We start from the raw sequence: 24182 nt of genomic DNA, 5'->3' as shown, positions 1-24182 counted from the left end.
GGCCTCGTGGCGATCCCGGCTGCTGGAAGAGCAGTCGTCAGACGCGCTCGTCGCGTCAAACCTCCCACCGCAAGGTAGGGCGGAATCTCCTCCCTAAGCTCGCGAAGGAAGGAGAGCGCTTCAATGGACCGCCAGCGGCTTCAGGACCATCAGGACTTCGTCCCGGTCGTCGTCCGGGGACAGGCGCAGGGCACCGGGCCACCGGCCGATCTCCTTCCAGCCGAGCCGTCCGTAGAAGTCCTCCAGCCCCATCCCGCCGCGCGCGGCCAGGCGCAATTGCTCCAGGCCCATTTCCTCCCGGGCGATCCGGCGGGCCTCGTCCACCAGCGCCGCACCGACACCGCGTCCGCGTATGGCGGGACGGGTCTGGACATGGTGCAGCGTTCCCCAGTGCGCGACGAGGGCGAAGGTATCGCAGCGTATGTTCAGCCAGCCCACCAGTTCGCCGCCGGCCAGGGCCATCACAAGGCGGCAGGTGTCGGGAGCGAGGCTGTCGATGATGGCGTCGACGCCGGGTGCGGCCTGCTGGGCGTCTATGGGCGGGAACGGAAAACCGGCTGCCCCGCCGGCATTGGTGACCTCGATCCAGCAGTCGATCAGCTGAGACCGCAGCTGCGGTCCGACAGCGTGAGGGGTGGTGGCCTGGTGCAGCTGGATGGAGTCGGTGTTCATACACGGCAGTGTCGCAGGCACCACTGACAGTGCCGATCGCCGCACTTCTGGCCGGCATACCCGCCGAGGTCGCAGGCGACCAGCGCCGCCAGTGAGAGCCCGACGGCCGTCGGTTCCCGCGTTCGCCTCCCGGCGGCGGAAGTGGCCGGTCTCGTCATCGATCGGGAGGTCGGCGGGCAGGCACACTGCGGTCGTGAGCGGAGCGGATGGATTGGCCGGCGCGGCGTGGTCCGGCCATGCGCCGGACGCCCGGCAATGTATTGCTGGTCTTTGGAGCCTGTGATGAAGATCTTTGTCTCGTCCGATATGGAAGGCACCGCGGGCGTCGTGGACTGGTCGCAGTGCCGCCCCCCGGAGCCCGAATACGCCTACTACCGGGGCCTGCTGCAGGAAGAGGTCAACGCCGCCATCACCGGGGCGATGGAAGGCGGCGGGACCGAGTTCCTGGTGAACGACTCGCACTCGAAGATGGCGAATCTGCGCCCCGACGCCCTGGCGGGCCGGGCGCGCTATCTGTCCGGCCGGCACAAACCCCTGTACATGATGCAGGGCTTGGACTCCTCCTTCGACGGCGTCTTCTTCGTCTCGTACCACGGCTCCATGGCGGGCGCGCCGGCGACTCTCTCGCACACGTACAACCCCCTGGCGATCAGTGAGGTGCTCCTCAACGGGGTCACCGCGGGGGAGAGCGGGATCAACGCGCTGGTGGCCCTGGGGCACGGTGTGCCGGTGGTGCTGGTCACGGGGGACGATACGACGGCTGCCGAGATCGAGCCTTTCTGCCCGGGCATCCGAAGCGCCGTGGTCAAGTCATCGGTGTCCCGGTTCGCCGCGGACAGCCTGCACCCGGCCGAGGCCCGGGAGTTGATCCGCCAGTCCGCGCGCGCGGCGGTGCAAACCCTGCCGCGGGCCGCTCTGCCGCGGATCGCGTTGCCGGCCACGCTGACCGTACGTTTCCGCAATCCCGATCTCGCCGATATGGCGACCTGGATCAGCGGCATCGAACGCGCCGACGCCGTGACGGTCCGGCTGACGGACGAGGACCCGGTCCGGCTCTACCGCAGGTTCGTGACCGCCGTCCTGCTCACCCGGGGCATGGGCGAGTGAAGGAATCCGGAAGTGATCACGTGGAGAAATCCACTGGCCGGCCTGGGGCCTCACGGACGAACATGCAACGTATGAGTGACCGAACCGCACGATGGAGCCAGGCAACTACGTACCCTGATATGTGGGTTGACCCGGACGATGACCCTCGTGACAGCGGTGGAGCCAGTCCGGAGGGCGAGCTTGCGACGCTGCAGGACTACCTGACGAACTACCGCATGACCTTCCGGATGAAGTGCGAGGGCCTGGACGCGGAGCAGCTGGCCCGTCGGTCGGTACCGCCGTCGACGATGTCGCTGCTCGGCCTGGTTCGGCACCTCGCCGAGGTGGAACGGGACTGGCGCAACTGGATCGGCGAGGGTGATCCGCTGCCGAAGCTGTACGGCGCGCGTGACGCGGACTTCGACGGAGCCGTAGCCGAGCGGGCCGAGGTCGACGCCGCGTACGCCGATCTGGCGCGCGAGCAGGCGGCGACCGACGCCGCCCTGGCCGAGCACCCGGATCTGAGCGAACGTCTGGGCAAGGACGGGATCGCGGTGCGGGAGCTGATGGTACACAGGATCGAGGAGTATGCCCGGCACTGCGGGCATGCCGACCTGTTGCGCGAGTGCATCGACGGACGGGTGGGTCAGTGAGGTTTTCTCCGCGCGCGGGTGGCGTTTCTTTCGGAGTTCTCCTCGACGTGGGTGCGCTTGCGGGTGCGGGGGATCGGGGCGAGCTCCGCCGCGGAGGTTCGGAATTCACCCATGTCCGGAAGGCGACCCTCCCCTGATGTCCGGAAGGCGCCCCTCGCCTGAAGGCATACTTGTCGGGCATACCCCCGCTGTGACTACATAAGCGGTACGCGTATCGGCCGTAGGTGGTGCGGGAGGGGTTTGCGTATGGCCCTGGAGCATGACGACATTCTCGACAATGCCCTTGACTTCAGTGAGGAAAGTGCCTCAGGGCCTGGGCAGTTCAAGAAGACGATTGATTTTCTGCGTGGGCGCTATGGCACCTACACCCCGCAACAGACCGGTGACAGACGCTTCTTCATGATCGATGTGATCCTTTCCGACGGCCGGTCGGTGCAGCTCTACTTCCTGAAGAGGAACCTCTACGGGCGCGGCTACACGATCGACCACGGCAACAAGTACATGGCGGCCTGGGACAAGGACGAAGCCAAGAAGAGCGACGCGGAGAAGGACAGGCTCATCCCCACTGGCCTGGCCCACATGAAGAAGTACTTCCTACCGGCCGAATATGATTCGACGGCGGACCAGGACTGGCTTTCCGGAGATACGCTGGACTCCAAGCTGGGTCTCCTGCACACCTATCTCACGGCTGTTTCCGGGGGGAAACCCGCCGACCTGAAGAAGGCGAAGACCGCGCTGTACGCGGTCGCCAGGATGACGGCGGAGATGGCCCGGTTCGGGCTGTTCGCCACGGAACTCCTCGCCAATTGGGAAGTGGGGATCGGCCAGGATCACACGGTCACCATCAAACTCGACTACGGCTCCGGGGCGAAGAAGGACTACACGACCCCGGCATTCAAGGCCGTGGTGCTGGAGTGGCGAGCCGTGACCAACACGGAAGCGGGTAAGGGCGCCCCCCTCCAGCTCGGCGGCAAAGCCATGGCGAAAGTGGAGGCCGCGGCGATCCTCGCCGACGGTGCCCGCTGGCGACAGGCCTGAACCGGCCGACCCCCGGCCCGGAATGCACCCGGCTCGGAACGCCCCCGGCCCGGAACGCCCCCGGCCTGGAATGCACCCGGCCCGGCACACACCCCCTCCGGCCCTCACGAGCGGAACCCTGGTGACAGAGCGGAGAGCGGTATGACGACGTCCCGTCCCGACGAACGGACCGCGGTGGATCTGGAGGCGCTGCGGGACCACCTCCTGAGCCTGGGGTCCCCTCCGGTCCTCACCGCCGCCGATGCGCAACTGCCCGATTCCTTACGGGACATGCTCGCCGTGTTCCCCGGCGGCGTCCTCCAGGGTGCGGCCGGCTCCGGCAGCCCCGAGGTGGACGCCGGCCGCACCCGGCTGACTCTCCCCCTCACCTGCGCCGCGCAGAACTGGCCCGCGAACACCGCCATGACCGTCGAGGTGACCGAGGTGACGGTGACCGTCACCGCCGAGGGCGCCACCACGCTGCTCCTCGGCGCGGCGTTCGCGAAGAACAACGTGTCCGCCACGCTGACCGCCGACGGCCCCGGCCGGATCGCCGCGGCCGTACGGCCCGAACAGCCCGGCGCGTTCGCCGGCGCCCTGGAGGAGCTCGCCCGGGCCTTCGCCGGTGACGCCGTGTGGGAGAGCGCGGCGCGCGGCCTCGCGGACTTCGGGTTCTCCCCGGACGGCGTCGCCGGTTTCGACTACCGCCTCACCTCGCGGGACGGGGCGTACGAGGCCACCTCGATGGCGGTCGTCGCAGAGCTCGCGCTCCCCGCGCCCAGCGGCCCCGCGCCCGCCCTCGACGTCGCCCTGTGGTTCCCCGGCCTCCGGATCACCGGCGGGCTCAAGGAAGGCGAACCCGCCGACGTCCGCACGCTGCTGACGTCCTTCGGCCTGCCGGTGGACGACGTCCCCGACGCGCTCGGCACCGCCGAGCTGCGATTCGCCGCCGACCTCGGGGACGCCTACGCCCTCCGGCTGAAGCTCACCGGGGACTGGCAGCTCGGCCCCTTCACCCTCAGCAGCCTGTCCCTGAACCTCTCCTACAACCACGCCGAGAAGTTCGTCGCCCGGTTCGGCGGAACCGTCGCGATCGGCCCGGACATCACCCTCGACCTCGCCGCCGCTCGGCGCGCCGGCGGCCGGGGCTGGACCTTCCGCGGCGGCGTCACGTCCGGCGACGCCTTCGGCATGCCGCAGGTCGTCTCGGCCCTGGGCCTCACCGATGTGCCCGAGGTCGTCGCGAGCCTCGGCCTCACCGGCCTCTGGTTCTCCCACACCACCGGCACCTCGAAGACCGAGTTCCGCTGCACCGGGGAGTTCTCGGTCACCGAGGACGTCACCGGCGCCCTCACCGTGACGATCACACGGGACGACGGCGCGGTGCGGTACGGCGGGGCTCTCTCCCTCGGAGGTTTCGCCTTCGACGTCCTGCTGGACACGGCGGGCGCCGGTACCGACGTGATCGTCGCGACCTTCCGGAACACCGACGGCGAGGCCTTGCGGATCTCGCTGCGGGAATGGGTCGAAGCGGTCTTCCCGGATGCCGCGGCGGGCGTCCCCGCCGATCTCACGCTGGCGCTCGCCGAGGCCAAGTTCGTCCGGGTGAAGCCGCCGGGCGCACCACCCCGCTTCTGCCTCGGGGTCGGTCTCGCCGCCCGGCTCGACCTCTCGGCCCTGCCGCTGGTCGGTGAGTTCCTGCCCGCCGAGGGCGACCTGGGCATCGAGAACCTGCACGTCCTCTACAGCTCCGGCGACTTCGACGTGACGACGACGGCCACGGTCAATCGTCTCCTCACCGCCGCCGGGGCCGAACCACTGCCTGCCGCCGGACTCAAGGCGGGGCCGGCCGCCCGCGCCGACCTGCGCCTGGGCCCGGCGACCCTGGAGCTGTCCGCCGGCCTGGCCGCCCCGGTGCCGCCGCCCGGCCGCGCGCTCCCCGCCGCCGGCGGCACCGGCGGCGACGCGGCCGCGGAGGTCTCCGCCGCTCCGCCCGCCGACCGGGGCGGCCTGTGGGTCGACGTGGGCCGCGCCTTCGGGCCCGTACAGATCCAGCGCATCGGACTCGGCTACGACCGGGGCAGGCTGTGGTTCCTGTTCGACGGCTCCCTCGGCGCCGCCGGACTGGACATCGGGGTGCAGGGGCTGGGGCTCGGCTTCGACCTCAACGGCGATTCCCTGGTGCCGACGCCCCGGCTCGACGGACTGCTGGTCTCCTTCGAGCGGCCCCCGCTACGGGTCGGCGGGGGACTGATCACCCGTCAGGAACCGGGCTACGACCTGATGGTGCAGGGCCAGCTCGCGATCGAGATGCCGACCTTCGGTGTCACCGCGGTCGGCGCCTACCAGCGCCGGACCGGCCACGAGGCGTCGATGTTCGTCTTCGGCCGGGCCACCGCCGCGTTCGGCGGCCCACCCCCGTTCCGGGTGACGGGCGTGGCCCTCGGCTTCGGCTACAACAGCTCGGTACGGGTTCCCCGCCAGGACGAGGTCAGCGCCTTCCCCTTCGTCGCCGGACTCGACGGCGACCTGCCCGACGACCCCATGCAGGCGCTCGCCCGGCTCACCGACGGGCCCCAGCCGTGGGTGACGGACCGCCAGGGGCAGATCTGGCTGGCCGGCGGACTGGACTTCACCTCCTTCGAGTTCCTCCGGGCGCGCGTGCTCCTCCTTCTGGAGGCCGGCCACGACCTCACCGTCGCTCTCCTCGGCCACGCCGTGGCCGGCTTCCCCAAGAAGGGCAAGGCCTACGCCCGTATCGGCGTCGACCTGCGGGTGGTCTTCCAGTCGGCGCGCGGCGAACTCGCCGCCTCCGCCCAGCTCGTCGACTCCTACGTCATCGACCCGGCCTGCGTCCTCACCGGCGGCTTCGCCTTCTCCTCGTGGTTCGGCCCGAGTCCCCACGCAGGTGACTTCGTCCTCACCGTCGGCGGCTACCACCCCGACTACAAGGTCCCGGGCCACTTCCCGGTCGTCCCGCGCCTCGGCTTCACCTGGTCGGTCGGCTCGGCCGTCGCCGTCACCGGCGGCGCCTACTTCGCGCTGACCCCCAACGCCGTCATGGCCGGTGGGATGCTCGATGTCCGCTACCGCGCGGGCAACGTCGAGGCGTGGCTGACCGCCCGGGCCGACATCCTCATCCAGTGGGCTCCGCTGCACTTCCGGGCCGGGATCTCGGTCCGCGTCGGCGCGAGGGTCAAGCTGCTGTTCACGGTCAGCGGCGAACTGGGCGCCTCGCTCGACCTCTGGGGCCCGCCCACCGGCGGCACCGTCACCGCGAAGTTCGTCTTCATCACCGTCACGGTCCGGTTCGGCGCCCCCCTGACGGGCCCGGCACCCCTGGACTGGAACGAGTTCCGCGCCCAGCTCCTGCCGCCCGATGCGCCCCTCACCGCCCACCCGCTCACCGGCCTGCTGACCGACGCCGACGCCGACCCCGAACTGCGGGCCGCACGCGTCGAGGCGGGCACGGAACCCTGGCTCGCCGACCCCTCCGGCTTCTCCTTCGCCGTCTCCACCGTGGTTCCCACGGCGCGGGCACAGTTCAACGAGCGCGCGGCCGTCGGGCAGGGCGGCGTCGACATCCGGCCCATGCGCAAGAAGGACCTCACCGGCCTTCTGCACGTCACCGTGGAGTTCAGCGACACCCGGCGCGGACAGCTCGCGGCCTGGCGTGCCGTACCGGGCGAGGAGCTCTGGCAGGTCGACGCCCAGCGCGGGAACGTGCCGTTCGCCCTCTGGGGCGATCCGGACGTCGCCCAGGACAAGACGCTCGGCCAGGATCCCCTGATCGACCACCTCACCGGGCTGCGCGTCACCGTGCCCGGCCCGAAGACCGTCGGCCAGGACCTCGGGCCCATCGCCGAGCGGGACATCGCCCAGGAGAAGCTCAGCCCCGACGCGCTGCTTCCGCTCGACCCCGGCGCCGTGCCCGGCGGCAGCCCGGTGCACCTGGCCGAACCCGTCGGCTCGGGTGTCGGCGTCCTCGCCGACGAGCTCGCCACACTCTCCGCCGGCACCGCCCGCACCCGTATGCACACCGCCCTCGCCGAGCTGTTCCCCGGCAGCCCGCTCCCCAACGGCACGGTGAGCACCCTCGCCGACCGGGCCGGCACCCTCGGCCTCGACGCGGACCCGCTGCTGCTCACCGAGGACCCCGCGCCGCCGCACCCCGGCCCCGTCCTCCTTGTCCTCGACGACACCACCGGGCAGGTCCTCACCGTCGACCCGGTCACCACGGCCGTCATCGGCCGCGTCCGGGTCGGCCCGCCCGGCACGTACCTCGCCGCCACCTCCGCCGACGGCGCGAGCCTGTACGCGGTGGGGCCCGACGGGCGGCAGATCGACGTCATCGACACCGTCGCCCAGCGGGCGAGGCCGCCGCGCACCGGCCTCACCCTCGGCGGCCGGCCCACCGTGCTCACGGTCCGGCGTGACACCACCCGCGCGGTGGTCGCCTGCCCGGCGTCCCGGGCGGCCGCCTCCGTCGACCTCGCCGGGGACACCCCGCCGGTGCACACGGTCGTGGACATCCAGACCGGGAAGTTCGGCGGTATCGCCGTCGACGTCGAAGCGGGGCGCCTGTACGCCAACGCCAACGACGCCAGCAAGACCGTCACCCACGACACCTCGACCGGTGCGCTCCTGGGCCAGGTCTGGGGGCCCGCGACGCCCACGTTCGTCACCCCGGGCGAAACGGGCCGGGTGTACGTGTACGGCTCCGCCGCGGGCAGCAACGGCCAGGTGCAGGTGGTACCGGTGCCGACCGCCGGCGCCTCGTACACGCCGTACAACTTCACCGCCCGCGGTACCGCCCTGGCCATGCTGACCACCTCGGCCCGGCGGGCCGTCGTCCTCCGCGCGGTCGGCGACACCGGGCAGGTCGTCACCTTCTACGAGCAGCCGCACTCCTCCCCGCCGGTCACCGTCATGGAGTCGGACGTCGCCGTGGGCGCCGCCCCGCTCGCCCTCGCACTGGACCCCCGGGACCGGGCCTGGGTGCGGCACGCGGCCGCCGTGTCCGTCGTGGCCGGCGGGCGGCTCCTCGGCGAACTCCCGCTCGGCGCCGCCCCGTTGTCCCTCACCTTCACCCCCGACGCCGACCGGGCGTTCGTCGCCTGCGACGACGCGACCGTCGCCGTCGTCGACCTCGGCGCGGACGGACCCGCCGTCACCGAACGCTGGCAGCTGCCGCCCGGCACCGTCGCCTCCGCCGCCCTGTTCACCACCTTCTCCGCCACCGCCTCGGAAGGGGCCGCACGATGACGGACCAGCTCGACGCCCCCGCGCCGGTCACCGGCCCCGGCTTCGTCCTGCACTTCCGGGACAACCGCGAACCCGCCATCGACGCCGGGCTGTACCGCGTCCGCGCCACGCAGACCCTGCCGGGCGTGGACACCGGCGGCTACCTCGTCCCCGTCGAGGAGACTTTCGAGGTCCGCGCCCCCCAGTTCGCGCTCGCCGATGACCAGGTGCACGCCGTCAACCCCGCCCCCGGCGGCCACTCCGACTACTCCACCACCCTCGCCCACCTCACCCTGGCCAATCCGCTGCTGCCCTGGATGCGACGCCTGGACGAGCCCGGCCGCGCCGCGGCCGCACCGGCCGAACCCTGGCTCGCCCTGCTGGTCTTCGCCGAGGGCGAGCTCCCCGCCGACCCCCGGTCGGACGGCCTCACCGTCGACATGACCGCCGAGCAACTGCTCACCGACGCCGACGGCGTACGGCATCCCCGTATCGCCCCCTCGCAGATCGAGGGCGACCCCACCGCCCTGTGCCGCACCGTCGACATCCCCGGCGACGTCTTCGCCGCCGTCGCGCCCCGCACCGACGAGCTCCGGCACCTCCTGCACGTCCGTGACGTCACCACCGACACCGGCCTGCGCGGCGAACAGCTCGCCGAGGGCGCGTACGCGGTCGTCGTCTCCTCCCGCCTGCCCGCCCGGAGCGCGCAGGCACGGTACGCCGCGCACCTCGTCGCCCTGGAGGGCTGCCGGTCGATCCTCGCCGACGCCGACGCGGGCCGGCTCACCCACGAGGTCACCGTCCGGCTGGCCGCCCTGCGCAGCTGGTCCTTCACCAGCGACCCGGCCCCCGGCGGCGGATTCGCCGGCCGGGTGCGCCACTTCCTCTTCGACTCCGCCGGCGGACGACGTGACCTGCTGCTGCGGGTGCCCCCGCCCCCGGCCGGCGGCGACTCCGATGCCCACCGGACCGCCCGTACCCGCCTGGAATCCGGCCGGGTGGCGCTGCCCTACCGGCTGGAGACCGGCGAGGACACCTACGCCTGGTACCGGGGGCCGCTCACCGCCGACCCCGCCCAGCCGCTCCCCGCCACCCCGGACGCCGGCTGGACCAGCGCCGCTCAACTCATGGTCTACGAACGGGCGTGGGGCCTGTTCGACGCGGGCTGGGGCGCGGCCTGGACGCTCGGCCGGGCCCTCGCGCTCGCCGACGCCGACTTCGCCGCCACGCTCTCCGCCTGGCACGCCAAGGCCCGCGCCCGCGCCGCCGCGATGGCCCAGCGCCTCGCCGCGCCGGGGCTGGGGCCTGTGCCGGACGCCGCGGGGCAGGCGGGACTTCCGGCACAGGCCCTGGGCACACCGGTCTCGCGCGGCGACGCCGCCGCCCGGCACGCCAGGGCCATGGGCCCGCGCCCGTTCGGCACCCTGCTGGAGGAGCTCGCGGCCGACGGGACCGCCGCCCGCCTCCTGCGCGCGGCCACCCACCCCACCGAGGCCGGTCCCGTCCCAGCGCCGCCGGATCCCGCCCGGCGCGCCCCCGTGGCCGGGAACCGGGGCGCGGGCCGGGCCGCGAGTACTGCCGCCCTCCTCGCGGACCCGCCCGCGGCGCTGTGCACCGCCCTGGCCGCCCAACTCGCCGACGCCGCCGAACCGGTGACCGAGTGGCTCCGGAAGCTGCGGCTCCTGCATCAGCTCCCGTTCCCGGCCCTCGTGCCCGACGAGAGCGCCCTGCCCGCCGAGTCCCTGCGCGTGTTCTACGTCGACCCCGGCTGGCTCACCGCCCTGGTGTCCGGCGCCGCCGGCATCGCGATCACCGGCGAACTCGACACGGCCGTCGCCCGCGTCGCCGCCCCCTGGGCGCGCGGCGACGAAGCCGTCACCCCGCGCGCGGGCCTCCTCATCCGCTCCGCACTCGTCCGGGAGTGCCCCGGTCTGCTCGTCCGCCCGTACCGCGGCTGCGGCGCCGCCCGGCAGCCCCTCACGGTGCTGCGCCAGGACACCCTCGGCCCGGATGTGCTGCTCGTGCTCTTCGATCAGGTGCCCGACGAGATCGAGCTGGCCGAGCCGCCGGAGGGGCTCTCCTTCGGCATCGACATCGACCGGGAGGGCCGCCGGACGATCAACCTGCGGCGGGTCGACGCGCCCGTCGCCCAGGAGGTCACGAACGAGGCGTTCCCCCACCCGGCCGGCCCCGACGGGCTCGACGCCCTGCTGCGCCCCGACCCGGCCGGCCGCCCCGCCGTCCTCGACCTGCGCCCCGCCGCCGACACGGGACTGCTGCGCGCGCTCGGCGCCCGGCTGACCGCCCTCGGTCAGCAGGCCGCCGCGGACTTCGGCCCCGCCGGCCTCGCCACGCAGCTCGTCAACGCGCCCCTCCGCCAGCTCATCACCCGCGAGCCGGCCCGATGACCGCACACCGTCCAGAGAAAGAGCAGGATGCGCAGTGACGGAATCCCCGGAAGCGGCCGCCGCGCAGCAGCCGCTCGTCGTCCCCATGCAGATCGAGGCACTGACCGTCAACGAGCGGGTGCGCCTGGCCGAGGTCTTCCAGCGGTGGCAGGCGAACTACGCCCTCACCCGGCTCAATCTGTCGCCCGAACCGCCCGCGTTCTCCAACACGGACACCGCCTTCAACTCCGACCCCACCCGTGAAGGCGTCTACCTGCACTGGCAGTTGCCCGAGGCCCTCACGCACGGCATCGACACCGGTGGCGACGGTGTCCCCGCCTTCCCGCTCACCCCCAACCGGTGGCTGGTCGTACGCCAGGCCGTCGCCACGGCGACGGGGGAGCGCACCGACAGCGGCTGGATCGTCGAGAGCGACTTCCTCGACCCGGCCCTCGGCTCCAGCCCCTACCTCGACCGGGACGGGCACCTCACCCGCATCGGCCGCCGCATCGACCTGGCCACGGGGGAGTGGAGCGAACCCGGCACCCCCGGCGGGCTGTTCCTCACCGCCGTCGGGCCCGGCCTGCCCACGTTCGCGGCCTACCAGCCCTACAACACCGATGTGTTCTCCGTGCACGACCGCACCGACGACCTCGACCCGAAGGCGGCGTGGCAGCTCAACTACCTCGTCGCCGGCTGGTACGGCGACCCGGCGGCGGACCCGCTGGCCGGCGACCTCGCCGCCCGCATGGCCGCCCTCCGCTGGGCCGCCGACGGCACCGCACCGGACGTCGCCCGCACGGTCTGCCACGGCACCGTCCTCGACGTGGCGTGGCAGCGCCAGGGCAGCCCGATGCCCGCCTCCGACCGGCCCGACTACGTCACCATCGGCGTCGGCAACAACACCGAGCACGCCACCAAGGCCCTCAAGGAGCACGCGGGCCGGCGGGCCGGCGCCCCGCCCGAGCTCGCCGCGCTCCTCTCCGCCGTCCACTCCGGCGTACTCGACCTGCTCGACGAGCCCGACGGGCAGTTCCAGGCGGAACGCGCCGTGCATGCCTCCTGGTTCACCCCCACCGAAGCGGGCTACACCTGGGTGCTGGAGGACGTCCGGCAGCAGGACCCGGGGGATGCCGCGCGCCCCCGCTCCCGTGCCGCGCGGACCGCGTACGCCGAGACCCTGGCGCGGCTCAACACCGCCCAGGCCGCGCACGACGCCGCCGTTCAGGATCTGATCGCCGCACAGCGCCGGCTGTACGACCTGTGGTGGGCCGCCAACCTGCCCAAGGTGCCCGACGCCCCGGGCGAGGCCGCCGGCGCCTACCGCGCCCGGCTCGACGAGCTGGTGCGGGCCGCGACCGAGGAGGCCAGGACCCGGCGCGCCACCGTCGCGACGCTGCGCTCCGCCCTCCCCTGGGGCGATTCCCCCGACGACCTCGCCGCCGCCATCCGCGCCTACCAGGACGCCCACGGGCTGCCCGCCGACGAGGTCGTCCTCAAACGGGACGTCCTGCCCGGCTTCCAACGGCCCAACGACCCGGTCGTGGTGATCCGGGGCACCAAGGACCGGCCGGTACCGCCCGGCCCCGAGCACCTCGCCGCACCCGGCCCCTACCCGGTGCCCGACGGCACGTACGACGACCCGGAGGACGACGAGGACGAGGACCCGCCGCTCTCCTGCCGCTGGCCGGCGGCGCTCGTCACCGGCGTCCGCGTCGCCGGCACCACGGTCTCCGCGAGCCAGGCGGACAGCCCCGCACCACCCCACCTGCCCGCCCCCGAGGGTCTGGCCGGAGTGCTCGGCGCCCTGCTGCGGGAGCTGTTCCACCTCGCCTCCTCCAACGCCCGCACCCTCGCCCGGGCCGCCGGCTACCCGGGCGACGTGGCAGCGCTCGCCGAGGCCATGCGCGCCCCCGAGGAGAACGCCGTCGGCACCCCGGGTGCGTACACCGGACCCTGGCGTCAGCCCTGGTCACCACTGTTCTTCGAGTGGAAGGTCGACTACTTCCCGATCGCCTGGCAGGGCGACCCGGACGGTACCGGCACCGGACGTGCCAACTGGAGCTTCGACGGCACCTCCTACCGCTGGCTCGGCACCGGCGCCCACCCGGTCCCGCTCAGCCTGCGCGGCCGCCAGTTCCTCACCCCGACCCCGGGGAAGACCACGGCCGCGGCGCTGCGCCAGTACGCCCGGACCCACCCGGGACCGGCCGCGGGCGCCCTGCGCGCCCTGGCCCGGCAGGCCGACGACGCCGACCTGTTCGCGCAGCCGCTCGTCGGCTTCACCGAGCAGCTCACCGCGCGCGGCCACACCCCGGCCTCCCTCAACCCGCACTCCCGGCTCGCGCCCGACCTGCGCACCGCGCTCACCGAGGCGGCCGCCCGCACCCTGCCGCCCGACCCCGGAGCCCGGCCACGCCCCTTCACCGGCTGGAACGACTCCCTCTACCAGCCGCTGAGCGCCGGGCAGTTCGCCTTCCAGCGGCTCGCCGTCATCGACCGCTTCGGGCACACCCTGCCCGCCATCTTCCCGGATCCGCGTGCCCTGCTGTTCGCACCCGGCAACGAACCCGGCGACACCATCGGCGTCGGCGTCCCCGCCCGCCGCTTCGCCCCCGAGCTCCCCGAGGAACTCACCCCCTCGCTCAAGGACCCGGCCGACCCCGCCCGGGGCCACCACACCATCAACCCGCCCACCTGGTACCGCTTCACCCAGCTCCCCCCGCGCCTGGTCCAGCCGGCCCGCGCCGGGTTCACCCTGCTCGACGCCCTCGACGACCTCAACCCGCTCACCACGTCGAGCGATCCGGACACCACGGCCGTCGCGGCCTGGCTCGTCCCCGGCTACCTGGACCGGGCGCTGTACGCCTACGCGCCCGACGGGGACCCGCTCGGCGAACTGCGCACCACACTCCCGCCCGACGGCGTCACCCGGGCCACCTGGCTCCCGCTGCCGTACTCCCGCTACCGCACCATCGACGACCTGCGCGACGACTACCCCCACCTGCACGGTTTCCTGGCCGCCCTGAGCGCCCCCGACCGGGGCCCGGCCGCCCTGCGCGCCCTCCTCACGGTCATCGACCGCACCCTCTCCACGACCGCGCCCACCGGGGACGCCCCCGCTCCGCACACCCCGAGCGTGCTGCTCGGCCGTCCGCTCGCGCTGCTGCGCGTCCGCCTGGGCATCGACCTGGACGGGCCGCCGTACACCGACCCGGCCTGGCGGAACCTGCGCGAGGGAACACCGCCCGGCTACCCCTCCTACCGCTGGCCGGTCCGGCTCGGCGAGCGCAGCGAACTCGCGGACGGCCTCGTCGGCTACTTCCACGGCGACCACCGCGCCACCGACTACGCGCTGCTGCACACCGTGCTCGACACCCCCGAACTCCCCGACGAGGCCCGCGACTACTTCGCCCCCATCGGCACCGGAGCCTCCCTCACCCTGCCCGCCCGGCCGCCCGGCAGCGACCCCGACAACCGTGACGCGGCCTTCCTCACCCTGCTCGCGGACCCGCGCGGCACCGTGCACGCCACCACCGACATCCTGCCCACGGCGGAAGTGCGGCTGCCCGCCCGGCTCGTCGAGCCGCCCCTCGCCGAACTCCCGGTCTCCTTCCGCCTGGGCCCGCTGCCGGTCACCCCGTACGCCCCGCAGCCGGACCCCACGGGCGACGGCGGCCGCGGCGGCCGGCCGCCCGCGCTCCTGCTGCCCCGCCCCTCCGACCGGCACGGCACCTGGACCTGGGTGGAGAGCGGGACCGGCGACCAGTCGTCCGAGGCCGACACCTACGCCACCGACGGTGAGGCCCGCCACCCGCACCCCGCCCCCGCGTTGCGCACCGGCCGCCTCACCCTGCGCCCCACCCCCGACGACCTGACCGAAGGAGACCGCCGATGACCGACGCGCCCCGAACGGACCAGGGCTGCCTGCTCACCTACGCACTGACGACCGTGCCCAACCCCCTCACCACCAGCCCGCCGAACGTCAAGCCGGGAGACGAGGACGAGAACTCCTACGCCGATATCGACCTCGTCGTCTCCAACAGCGGCAGTACCCCCGTACGGTGCAGCAGGATCGCCATCGTGCTGCCCGTCGGCACCCTCGCCCAGGACCTGGCACTGACGGGCGAGGGCATCTCCGCCTACGTCGAACCCGAGTCGGGCTGGACCGTCGTCGACGTGCAGTCGGACGTCCTGCTCGCGGTGCCGACGGCGGAGACGGCGGTGTTCGCGGCGGCGGGCGGGGCAGGTGCGGCGGGCGCGGAGGGCTCGGCGAAGGTGCGGTTCAGCATCGCGCCGCAGGGCGGCACGAGTGAGGTCACCGTCGACGGGCTGTACCTCACCCTCCGCCGGATCATGGTCAGCGACAAGGCCGGCACCGCCAGGATCGAGATCGAGGAGTGGTCGACGGAGGACGGGACGATCCCCGACACGCCCCGCACCACGACCCTGGACATCGCGAAGTTCCCCTTCCGCAGCGGCGCCGACCCGTCCCCGGGCCTCGGCCGCGCCCTCGTCGCCCTCACCAGCCAGGGCGGCCCGCCGGCCACCCGCATCGCCGCGAACGCGCCGGTGCGCCTGGAGTGGCACCATGTGCGCGGCGACAGCCACGAGTTGTACATGGACGGCCGGCGCATCACCGACGCCGCGATCGCGGGCGGCAGCAAGTACGACGTCCCGTCCGACATCGTGCGGCGCGACACGGCGTTCGCCCTGAAGACGGTCACGCCCACCCCGGACGGCGGCTTCGTGGTGCGCTGGGACCACCTGACCGTGTGCGTCACGGACCAGACGCTGGCCTCACTGACGGTGGACGGCGCCCTCCAGCTCAACGGTGGTCTGACGACCAGCACTGCCGGCGAGACGAAGTTCCAGCACCCCGTCTCCGTCCTGAACGCCAAGAAGCTGACCGCGACCGGCGAGCTGCGCGTCGACGGGAACGCCACCGTCGGCGGCACGGCGGGCGTCACCGGAAAGCTGACGGCGGACGGGGACGTCCAGGTCAACAAGTCGTTCACGACGGGCAGTACAGGCGAGTCGGTCTTCCACCACAACGTCACGATCTACACGCCCAGCAAACTCGTCGTCGGCAAGGACATGCAGGTCAACGGCGACCTCACCGGCTCCCTCAACATCACCGGCGGGCTCAGCACCGGCGGTGACATCAGGCGGGGCGGCAAGGGCGTCCTCAGCCACAACGACACGATCAGCATGAGCAACACCCAGTACGGGGGCTACCTCTACGCGCCGGTCTACGACTACGACAGCTCCCGCGGGTACATCTTCCGGTGGAAGCCGGGCAACCCGATCAGCAACGGCTACTGGAAGATCGAGCGGAACTCCACCACCGCGGAAGCCCCCCAGGGCCTCCCGGCCGCCGAGGACATCCCCGACTCCGAGGAGCCCCCGGCAGGGGAGTGACCGCACCGGGACGGAGGCGCGACGCGCGCCCGGCATGTCACAGGAGTGACCGGGCGCGCCACCCCGTTCGTCCCCTACCGCCTATGGGGCGTCGAGTGGTTCGGCTCTCGGGGTGGCCGGGCGTCCCGTGGGCAGGCCGAGGGCCATGCTGCCCACGTGGATCAGGTGGTCGCGGTGTGGCGGTGCCAGGAAGGGGGCGGCCGTCGGGGACTCCATCCGGCCGGTCAGGCAGGAGGCCAGGCCGAGGTCGGTGGCGGTCAGGGAGAGGGTCTGCATCAGGCAGCCGGTGTCGCGGTAGATCAGGCTGAGCGCCATCCCCTCGTACTTCCAGGTCGTGCGGGCGGCGCAGGCGGCGAGGTAGAGGCTGGCCGGGGGCGCGGAGTCCAGGAGCGCGAGGTCGGTGACGGTGCGCTGCTGGAGGGCGGCCAGCTCGCCGCTCCAGGGGGAGAGCTGGTGCAGGGTGTGGGCGAAGGGGTCGTAGTGGTAGGCGCCGGGGGCCAGGCCCTCGGTGTCGCGGGCCAGGAGGTAGATCTCCAGGCTGTGGCGGGCGCCGCCGGAGGGCGAGGGGCGTTGGGTCTGCTCGTAGGCGCGCGGGGGCAGATGGCCGCGGACACGGGCGGAACGGGCCAGGAGGGCGCCGAGGAGGGGCAGCGGAAGGGGCGCGGGTGCGTAGGCGCGGACGCTGCGGCGGGCGGCCAGGACATCGGTCAGGGGGCGGCTCGGCGCGTCCGTGCCGTCGGGCAGGGGGATGACGGCCTCGGCCTCGGGGTGGCGGAGCCGGGCCGGTGGTGGGTGGCCTTCACCCGTGCCCGGGGCCGGGCCGTGGCCGGACCGGGCGTGGACGGCCAGTTCGTAGGGGGTCCAGCCGTCGTCCCCGCCGGGCCCGGTCCAGGTGCCCTCCGGGGCGTCGGGGGCGCGGCGCTGGAGGATGCCGGCCGCGGTGAGCCGGGTCAGGAGCGCGGTGAGGTCGCCACCAGGGGCGGATTCCCCCCAGCGGTCGTGGAGTTGGTCCGCGGTCTGTGGGTGGTCGAGCTGGTTGAGGAGATCGACGAGGGCGGGCTTGGCGGTGAACTTCCGCCAGCGGCGACAGTCGACGAGGACCGGACCGCCGCCCTCGGCCCACTCCAGCAGCAGGTCGGGGTTGCGGCGGTAGTGACACTTGTCGCCGTGGTCGTCGGAGGGAGCGTCGTGCGGGGCCTTGGTCATGGCTGTCGTCGCCTTCTGTGCCTGCTGTGCCGTCTGCGCCTGCTGTGCCTTCTGCGCCTTCTGTCGGGTCGTCGGGGCGTGACGGCTTCGCGGCACGCCGATGGCCGTCAGAGGAACGGCAGGGGCATCGGATTGAGTTGATCCTCCGTCAGCGGGGTGTCGCGGACACCCATGGCGACGGGTGCGGTGAAGACCCGGGGGCCGCCGCGCCGGTGGAAGTCGCTGCGCAGGGTGAGCGGGCAGAGGCCTGGGATCACCGTCCGGACGACCGTGACGCCGCATTCGGCCACGTCGATGGGGGTGATGTCGACGGCGATCGTCTCGTGGCCCCGGTCTGCGAGTCGGCGGACCGCTTCGGCGACGTCGTCCCGAGGGGTGCCGGCGGGCCGGGCGTCGGGCAGCGGGTTCAGCGGGCCGTCGTCCCAGAAGGCGAGATGGTGCTGGCGCTCAGGCGCGCAGTAGTAGAGGCAGAACTCGCTGAGGCTGCTCAGGGCGGCGTCGGCGGGCGGGATCTCGGCCTCTTCCAGCCAGATGCCCGCCCCGGTGCGGCACAGGCACGCCTCTTCCAGAGCTCCCAGCAGGGCGGCGTGCGGATCGAGGCCGGCGCGGGCGGCGTGGATGACGACGGGCCGCTGGGCGGTGCGTTCGGCGAAGCGTACGGCGACGGCCGGGATGCCCAGGTCGGTGGTGAGGTCCTTCGCGGAGACCGTCGCACCCTGGGCGCTGATCCGCTCGACGATCCGGCGGGCGGGCCCGTCGGGGAGGCGGGTGAGGTCGAGGCTGGGGAGGGTGAGCCGGTTCTCCCAGAAGACCAGGGTGGCGTCGCGTTCGACGCTCTCCATCAGGCCGCCGAGAACGGCGTGGTAGTACGAGCCGCCGGCGGCCAGCCCGGTGGAGATCGGGTCGAACCACGGCTTGTGAGCGCGCGGGAAGCGATACGGCAGGTAGACCGCGCAGGCCGGGACGTACCGCTGCCGGCCCGTGGTCAGGGACCGGCCGGGTACCCAGTCGATCTCCACGTCCGGGTCGAAGGGCGCGTAACGGCGCTGCTCGGCGTACTCGTTGGCGGAACCCAGGGGCAGGCCGCGCGGATCGATCGCCTCGTCGCCGAGGGCCGCGAGTGTGGCGCGTATCAGCCGGCCCGGGTCGTACACTCCGGCCGCGTAGCGCTCCATGGTCTCGCCCACCGCGCAGACCCGGGCGTTGACCGGGTCGCTCTTGACCGCCCCGCCGCGGGCTTCGGCCGCCACCGGTGAGAACCAGGTCGTGGCGATCATGCCGGCGGTCCGGGCGTAGGTCGTGCCGCCCGCCGGACCCGTCTGCTCCGGCCTGTCCGCTTCGTCCACCCGCAGTTCGGGCACCAGTCCGGTCAGCGGATCGACCGCGTCGCGCATCAGCCGCCAGCTCTCCCGCACGTCCACGGTGGCGTTCTCGTCCCGTTTGGGCGGTACGGCGGTGCTGCCGCAGCCGGGGCAGCCCGGAGTGTGGAACAGGGCGTGCCGGGTGCGCTTCAGGGATGCGTGGTCGAGTTCGGTCAGCACCGGCGGCCCGTCGGCCGCCTCGGGAGCGGCGAGCGCGGTGAGGACCGTGTGGGCGAGGACACCGGCCGCGATGGCGGTGGTCGGCCATGCCTCGCTCTCCGCCGCGCCCAGCAGCAGATCCAGCGGAAGACCGGCCACCGGCTGCCAGGTGTGGTTGGCGCGGATCCGCCGTACGAGGCAGACCGGGCACGGCGTACGGGGCGGGGTGAGGGTGGCGAGCAGCAGCCGGTTCGGGGTGCTGAGGTAGGTCACCAGAGCCGCCGGGGCCGTGCCGCCGTCGAGGAACGCGCTGGTCCAGCGCCGGAGTTCCTCCTCGCGCAGGCTCAGCGGGAGGACCACGGCCTGGAGTTCATTCGGTTCGTCGGTCGGCTCGTCGTTCCGTTCACCGGCCGGTAGGACGCGAAGCCCCGCCCGGGTGAGGAGGTTCGCCGCCTCGGTCGCGAGGGGCCCGTTACCGGCGAGGGCGACGGTCCGGCCGCGCAGGGCGGCACCGTCCCCGTAGAGCGGATGGGAAAACCGCCCGTCCTCCGGGTGGGCCAGACCGCGGGCGCGCAGCCCCTCGGCCACGCGCTCGGGCACGGCGTCGAGCGCGACCAGTCCGTGGTCGTCCTCGGCGCCGGGCAGCCGGACGGGGACGCGGAGGGTGCCCGTGCCGGCGCAGACGTAGAGGTGCTCGCCACGGGCGACGAGCCGTACGTCGTGGCGGAGGGTCAGCGGACTGGTGGAACGAGGGGTGAGCCGGGGGCCGGGCCGGGAGGTTTCCAATTCTGTCCGCCTTCGGAGAGCCGGGTGCCGAGAGCCGTGGACGGTGAGGGAAGAAAGCGACTCCCGGCCGGTCCACCCAGGCCGGGAGGCTGTTTCTTTTCTTTCCGTTACTTCTTTCGGTTACTCGGCCGGCTCCGAGTCGTCGTACTCAGTGACAAAACAAAGGCAGCTGTGGCCGGCGAAAGCGGTCTCCGACTCCGGGATGACCATCTCTTCGAAAAGTTCCTCGTTCTCGGACACGTAACTTCCCCTTCCGTTTTCTCGGACTCGCACGGACGTTGTGCACCGCACCCGAATACTTCCGGCCCGGCGCACGTCCTCCATTGCGCGAGAAAGGGGTATTTCCCGTCAAGGAAGAATGCCGAACTGACTGGATTCTCCGCCAGGAATGCCATCCTACGGTTTTCCTGGCGCTGGCGAAGGTCAACCACCTGCGGATTTCCGGGAATTCGTGGCTGGATCCGGAATCCCTTGATCCTGCAAGCGTGAAAACCGGCCAGGCGCGGCACACCGCCTCTTTCCGGCCAGCGGAAGAACTCCGTCCATCGAAGATCACGAAGGGTCGAGACGGGTTGCCGAGTGGGTGAGGGCCTGGGCGGCGACGGAGCAGCGGCCGGCGAGTTGCTCGACCTCCTGCCGGAAGGCGGTTGCCTCCGGGCCGGACCAGCGGACGGCGGCGGCGCTCGCGCGGAGTCGTTGGGCGTGGGACCGGAGAGCCGCGGCGTGGGCGCGTAGCCGGGAGGCGGCGGCGCGCCGGCCGTCGGTGGCCGGGCGGGGGGCGGGGGCCGTGGAGGGTGGGAGCGTCACAGGTTCCTCCAGGGGGCGAAGGCGTTGGAGACGCCGTCCAGCGCGGGGGCGAGTTCGGGGTGGTGGCGCAGGAGGACGCGGATCATGCCGTTCCGGTCGATCCACTCCAGCCCTTCGGGGGTGTAGATCTCGGGCCGGTAGTCGGTGGTGAAGAAGCGGTCGCTCTTGAGGCGTCGGCTGGCCATGAGGATGAAGATGCGGAACAGGGAGTCGCTGAAGCCGAAGCCGGCGGGGCGCGGCTCGGCGAGGTTGCCGACGAGGGTGTCGACGCGGTCGAGGCGGCCCTCGTACAGCTCTTCCAGGAGTTTGGTGTCGGTGGGATGGCCGCCGGTGAGTTCGTCGAAGGAGGCGACGGGGCGCTTGCGGAGCATCTGCCGGTAGGCGTTGTAGCGGGGGATGCCGCGTTCGCGGTCCCGGAGGATGTCGACGGTGCCCAGGTCGATGTGTTCGCCGGTCAGCCGGGCGAAGTTGCGCAGCGCGTCGGGGTGGTTGTGCAGGACCAGGGCGCCGGGATGGGCGGTGCCGAAGCTGTAGAGCAGGTCGCTCATGCCGTAGGTGTCGATCGATGTGCGGGTCGTGGCGCCCTGCATGTCGTCGAAGCCGATGGTCTCGCCACGGCGCCCCGAGCGGTGGTCGCGGAGGGGCAGTTCATCCGGGATGAGGGGGTGGAGACGGTAGGCGGAGACGAACTCCTCCGTCATGGAGAACGGAGCGGCGTGGTGGTGGGTCGGCGAGCCCAGGATGCCGCTGAGCATCTCGCCGCCGCCGATCCGGCCGTACTTCCTGCGGACCCAGCGGGGCAGGACGCCGTACCAGTTGGCGTGCATCGCCCGGTGCAGGACGGGAGTGTCGAGAATGCCCGGAGTCCACTCCACTGTGTGGATCTTGGCCATCAGGGCGGTGTTGACGAGCCGGGCGGTGTGGAAGAGCCGCTCGTCGTCCCAGGTGGGGTAGTGGGAGCGTAGGTGGTCGCAGATCGCGTTGTGTTCCTTGGCGAACAAGGTGTGCAGCAGGGACAGGCCGGCCCAGTAGTCGCTGTTCATCCCGGTGGCGTCGAGGCAGGACAGGCCCGGTGCGGGATCGGCCGGCAGCCGGCCGTCCCGGAGAATGAGCTGCCCCGCTTCGCCGGTGCGCAGCGACCGGCAGCGTTCCTCGGTGGAGCCGTAGATCTGCGAGCCGTCCCACCAGTGCGTCACGGTGTTCTCGTAGGTGGGCGGGGCGCCGGGGGTGGTGTGTGCGACCGGGTCGGGGCGGGTGCGGTGGATGCGCATGGGGCACTGCCCCGCCCAGTCGTCGTCCTCGGCCAGCGGAACGGTGAAGGGCTCGGCCTGGTGGTTGTCGCCGTGGTTGGCCCAGCCGTGGTTCTCGAACTGGATCCACGCGGCGGCCAGCAGGTTGAGGGTGGGCGCCGGGGTGAAGCCGCGCCGGGCCAGGAGGTGGCGGCTGATCTCGCGCGGGCTGGGAGACATCAGCTCGGCTTCGGGGTCCGGGAAGGAGAGGTGGAGCGGGGCGTTGCGGTCCAGGCGGGTGCCGACCCGGCCCATGTCCTCGTCATGGGGGTCGTAGGCCGATCCGTCGTAGGACCGGTGGGGCGGAAGGCCGGCCGGGGCGCGGCGGGTGCGTTCGCCGCCGGCGCCGTACGTGTCGTGGAGGTTGTCGCGGCGCAGGTCGTCGCGGAGCACACGGAGGTTCAACAGGGCGAGCGGGGTGGGGAGTTCGTGCCATGCGCGGCGGTGGTTGAGGCGGGCGAAGGCGGCGGAGCCGAGGCGTTCGAGGAGGCCGGGCGCCGCGTAGGGCTCCGGTGGTGCGGAGTGCGCCGGGTGAGCCGCGTGCGGGCTCCCGGACTGCTCGGGGACGCCCGGCCGGGCGGCGACGGGGCCGGCGGACGCGCCGGTGTTGCGGGGTGAGGTGTCGGTCATCGGGAACCTCCGGACGGACAGTCGGCAGGGAAGGGCACAAGGCAGGGCCACGCGGCCTCAGCGGTCGTAGAGCGCGAAGAGCCGGGTCGCGGTCACGCGGCCGCGGTACGGGGCGAGCGCCGCGTCCACGTCGGCGCTCACCTCGGGGACGTCGAACTCGAGGTTGTGCGCGTAGCGTTCGGCCGCGTGACACAGCGGGAAGGCGTGGGTGTCGTCGGTCCAGGTGTGTTCGGTGAACTGTGCCGGGAGGGCGTACGGCGAGACCGCCGAGCGGCCGTCCAGGCTGGGGACCACGTCGTGCTGGTTGACCAGCGAGAACACCTGGGTATGCGGATCGGCGGGGCGCTTGCCGTCGACGGGCGAGCCGATCGCCACGCTGTGCGTGACGCGGTACAGCGCGCAGAAATCGGGATCGGCGGCGAGGTTCAGCGCGGTGATACCGCCGAGGCTGTGCCCGACGAGGGCGATCTCGGTGCCGGAGGGCACCAGGGTGCGCAGGGCCCGGGTGACGGCGCGCGAGTAGGGCGTGGAGGTCCGGGCCACCGCGTGGATGGCGCCGAGCACGTCCTGGGGGCTGTCCTTGGAGATCGCGTCGGTGGCCATTCCGGCGAGCTGGACGACGTACCGCGTCACCGAGTCGGGGCCGGTCACCCGTTGGACGAGCAGCGTCCCGCCGGTGCCGAGGGTTCCGATGTTGCGGATACAGCCGACGACGGTGCCGGAGCAGTCGAACCGGTCCAGCAGGGACGGGGCGGGGGTGACGGGTTCGGCCCGTCCGGGGCCGCGGTCGAGGAGGGCCCAGACGCGGGCGCCGATGCCGAAGAGCGGCTCCGCACTGGTGAGGGCGCGGCCGGTGGCGATGTCCCAGGCGGCGGCATCGTTGAAGGGGTTCTCGTCGGTGAGCGCGTTCCACGCGAGGATGTCGCCGAAGGACGGCGCGAGCAGGGCGAAGACGCGTTCGGCGCCGCGGCTGCGGATGATGGACCGGAAGGCGTGCAGCGCTTCGCCCTGCCGGTCTTCTTCGATCGCCCGCAGCACCCGGCCGGTGTCGGGGTCGGTGAGCAGGTCGGGGTGGGTGACGGCCGCCGCCCGGATACGGGCCTTGAGCCCCGCCACGGCCAGGCTCACCGCGAGGCTTTCCCGGCTGGTGAGGACCCCGGCCAGCCAGGCGCCGCGGGCCGCCGGCCGTCGGCCGTCGAAGGCCCAGCCCAGTCCCGCCGGGTCGGTGAGGGCACCCACCAGGCAGCGCAGCGCCGCGCGGGCCCGGCCGCTGCCGAGGGCCTGAGCCGGGAGGCGGGTGCCCAGGGCGAGTTCGCTGGTGTACTGGGCGGCCCGGCGTACGGCGTCCGCGGCCTCGCCCAGCTCGCGGCTGACGTCGTGCAGCCCGGCCACGTCCGGTTCGGTGTCGGTCTCGGGCATGGATGGTGTCCCTCGTGTCCGTCGGAATGGTCGGTGGGCGGGCGG

The 24182-nt window shown here is 72.9% G+C and carries 14 protein-coding genes; 7 read left to right on the top strand and 7 right to left on the bottom strand.

The features are described from left to right. Positions 1 to 120: 120 nt before the first annotated feature. Positions 121 to 672, bottom strand: coding sequence for a GNAT family N-acetyltransferase (locus ACFY12_RS31880; protein WP_390719422.1), 552 nt, complete (start codon positions 670 to 672; stop codon positions 121 to 123). Between the two features lie 282 nt (positions 673 to 954). Between ACFY12_RS31880 and ACFY12_RS31875 the strand changes: the two genes are divergently transcribed. The 7 genes from ACFY12_RS31875 (at position 955) to ACFY12_RS31845 (ending at position 16480) form a co-directional block, all read left to right on the top strand. Further along, a complete protein-coding gene (locus tag ACFY12_RS31875) occupies positions 955 to 1779 on the top strand; it encodes a M55 family metallopeptidase (RefSeq protein WP_390719421.1) in 825 nt (274 codons plus the stop codon). 71 nt (positions 1780 to 1850) lie between these two features. Further along, on the top strand, positions 1851 to 2411 hold the full coding sequence (locus ACFY12_RS31870; protein ID WP_390719420.1) for a DinB family protein: 561 nt from the start codon (positions 1851 to 1853) through the stop codon (positions 2409 to 2411). 246 nt (positions 2412 to 2657) lie between these two features. After that, on the top strand, positions 2658 to 3449 hold the full coding sequence (locus ACFY12_RS31865) for a ribosome-inactivating family protein (protein WP_390719419.1): 792 nt from the start codon (positions 2658 to 2660) through the stop codon (positions 3447 to 3449). A gap of 141 nt (positions 3450 to 3590) precedes the next feature. Beyond that, a complete protein-coding gene (locus tag ACFY12_RS31860) occupies positions 3591 to 8693 on the top strand; it encodes a DUF6603 domain-containing protein (RefSeq protein ID WP_390719418.1) in 5103 nt (1700 codons plus the stop codon). Further along, complete coding sequence (locus ACFY12_RS31855) at positions 8690 to 11080, top strand: hypothetical protein (protein WP_390719417.1); 2391 nt, start codon at positions 8690 to 8692, stop codon at positions 11078 to 11080. The genes ACFY12_RS31860 and ACFY12_RS31855 overlap by 4 nt, the downstream gene beginning before the upstream one ends. Before the next feature lie 34 nt (positions 11081 to 11114). Then, positions 11115 to 14957, top strand: coding sequence for a hypothetical protein (locus ACFY12_RS31850; protein WP_390719416.1), 3843 nt, complete (start codon positions 11115 to 11117; stop codon positions 14955 to 14957). Beyond that, positions 14954 to 16480 (top strand): hypothetical protein, encoded by a 1527-nt coding sequence (locus ACFY12_RS31845; protein WP_390719415.1) that lies wholly within the window; start codon positions 14954 to 14956, stop codon positions 16478 to 16480. The genes ACFY12_RS31850 and ACFY12_RS31845 overlap by 4 nt, the downstream gene beginning before the upstream one ends. Before the next feature lie 81 nt (positions 16481 to 16561). Here ACFY12_RS31845 and ACFY12_RS31840 read toward each other — a convergent pair whose 3' ends face one another. From ACFY12_RS31840 to ACFY12_RS31815, 6 genes are all read right to left on the bottom strand, one after another. Beyond that, on the bottom strand, positions 16562 to 17782 hold the full coding sequence (locus ACFY12_RS31840) for a SagB family peptide dehydrogenase (RefSeq protein ID WP_390719414.1): 1221 nt from the start codon (positions 17780 to 17782) through the stop codon (positions 16562 to 16564). Between the two features lie 11 nt (positions 17783 to 17793). Then, the gene (locus ACFY12_RS31835) at positions 17794 to 19992 is read right to left on the bottom strand and encodes a YcaO-like family protein (RefSeq protein ID WP_390719413.1); all 2199 of its coding nucleotides are present in this window, start codon (positions 19990 to 19992) and stop codon (positions 17794 to 17796) included. 120 nt (positions 19993 to 20112) lie between these two features. Then, positions 20113 to 20316, bottom strand: a complete 204-nt coding sequence (locus ACFY12_RS31830; RefSeq protein WP_390719412.1) for an azolemycin family RiPP peptide — start codon at positions 20314 to 20316, stop codon at positions 20113 to 20115. Between the two features lie 228 nt (positions 20317 to 20544). Further along, positions 20545 to 20799, bottom strand: a complete 255-nt coding sequence (locus ACFY12_RS31825; protein WP_390719411.1) for a hypothetical protein — start codon at positions 20797 to 20799, stop codon at positions 20545 to 20547. Continuing rightward, the gene (locus ACFY12_RS31820) at positions 20796 to 22718 is read right to left on the bottom strand and encodes a peroxidase family protein (RefSeq protein ID WP_390719410.1); all 1923 of its coding nucleotides are present in this window, start codon (positions 22716 to 22718) and stop codon (positions 20796 to 20798) included. The genes ACFY12_RS31825 and ACFY12_RS31820 overlap by 4 nt, the downstream gene beginning before the upstream one ends. Positions 22719 to 22775: 57 nt before the next feature. Continuing rightward, complete coding sequence (locus tag ACFY12_RS31815) at positions 22776 to 24137, bottom strand: hypothetical protein (protein WP_390719409.1); 1362 nt, start codon at positions 24135 to 24137, stop codon at positions 22776 to 22778. Positions 24138 to 24182 lie beyond the last annotated feature (45 nt).

Source organism: Streptomyces sp. NPDC001339, from assembly GCF_042895955.1.
Taxonomy (GTDB): Bacteria; Actinomycetota; Actinomycetes; order Streptomycetales; family Streptomycetaceae; genus Streptomyces.
Note: the sequence above shows the minus strand (reverse complement) of the source record. Positions and strands in the feature narration are given on the sequence as shown.

What these genes read in the sequence shown, in the direction of transcription:
- ACFY12_RS31870 (WP_390719420.1), top strand. Translation starts at nt 1,851, where the DNA reads ATGAGTGACCGAACCGCACGATGGAGCCAGGCAACTACGTACCCTGAT.
- ACFY12_RS31860 (WP_390719418.1), top strand. Translation starts at nt 3,591, where the DNA reads ATGACGACGTCCCGTCCCGACGAACGGACCGCGGTGGATCTGGAGGCG.
- ACFY12_RS31820 (WP_390719410.1), bottom strand. Translation starts at nt 22,718, where the DNA reads ATGACCGACACCTCACCCCGCAACACCGGCGCGTCCGCCGGCCCCGTC.
- ACFY12_RS31880 (WP_390719422.1), bottom strand. Translation starts at nt 672, where the DNA reads ATGAACACCGACTCCATCCAGCTGCACCAGGCCACCACCCCTCACGCT.
- ACFY12_RS31855 (WP_390719417.1), top strand. Translation starts at nt 8,690, where the DNA reads ATGACGGACCAGCTCGACGCCCCCGCGCCGGTCACCGGCCCCGGCTTC.
- ACFY12_RS31830 (WP_390719412.1), bottom strand. Translation starts at nt 20,316, where the DNA reads ATGGAGGACGTGCGCCGGGCCGGAAGTATTCGGGTGCGGTGCACAACG.
- ACFY12_RS31815 (WP_390719409.1), bottom strand. Translation starts at nt 24,137, where the DNA reads ATGCCCGAGACCGACACCGAACCGGACGTGGCCGGGCTGCACGACGTC.
- ACFY12_RS31845 (WP_390719415.1), top strand. Translation starts at nt 14,954, where the DNA reads ATGACCGACGCGCCCCGAACGGACCAGGGCTGCCTGCTCACCTACGCA.
- ACFY12_RS31875 (WP_390719421.1), top strand. Translation starts at nt 955, where the DNA reads ATGAAGATCTTTGTCTCGTCCGATATGGAAGGCACCGCGGGCGTCGTG.
- ACFY12_RS31865 (WP_390719419.1), top strand. Translation starts at nt 2,658, where the DNA reads ATGGCCCTGGAGCATGACGACATTCTCGACAATGCCCTTGACTTCAGT.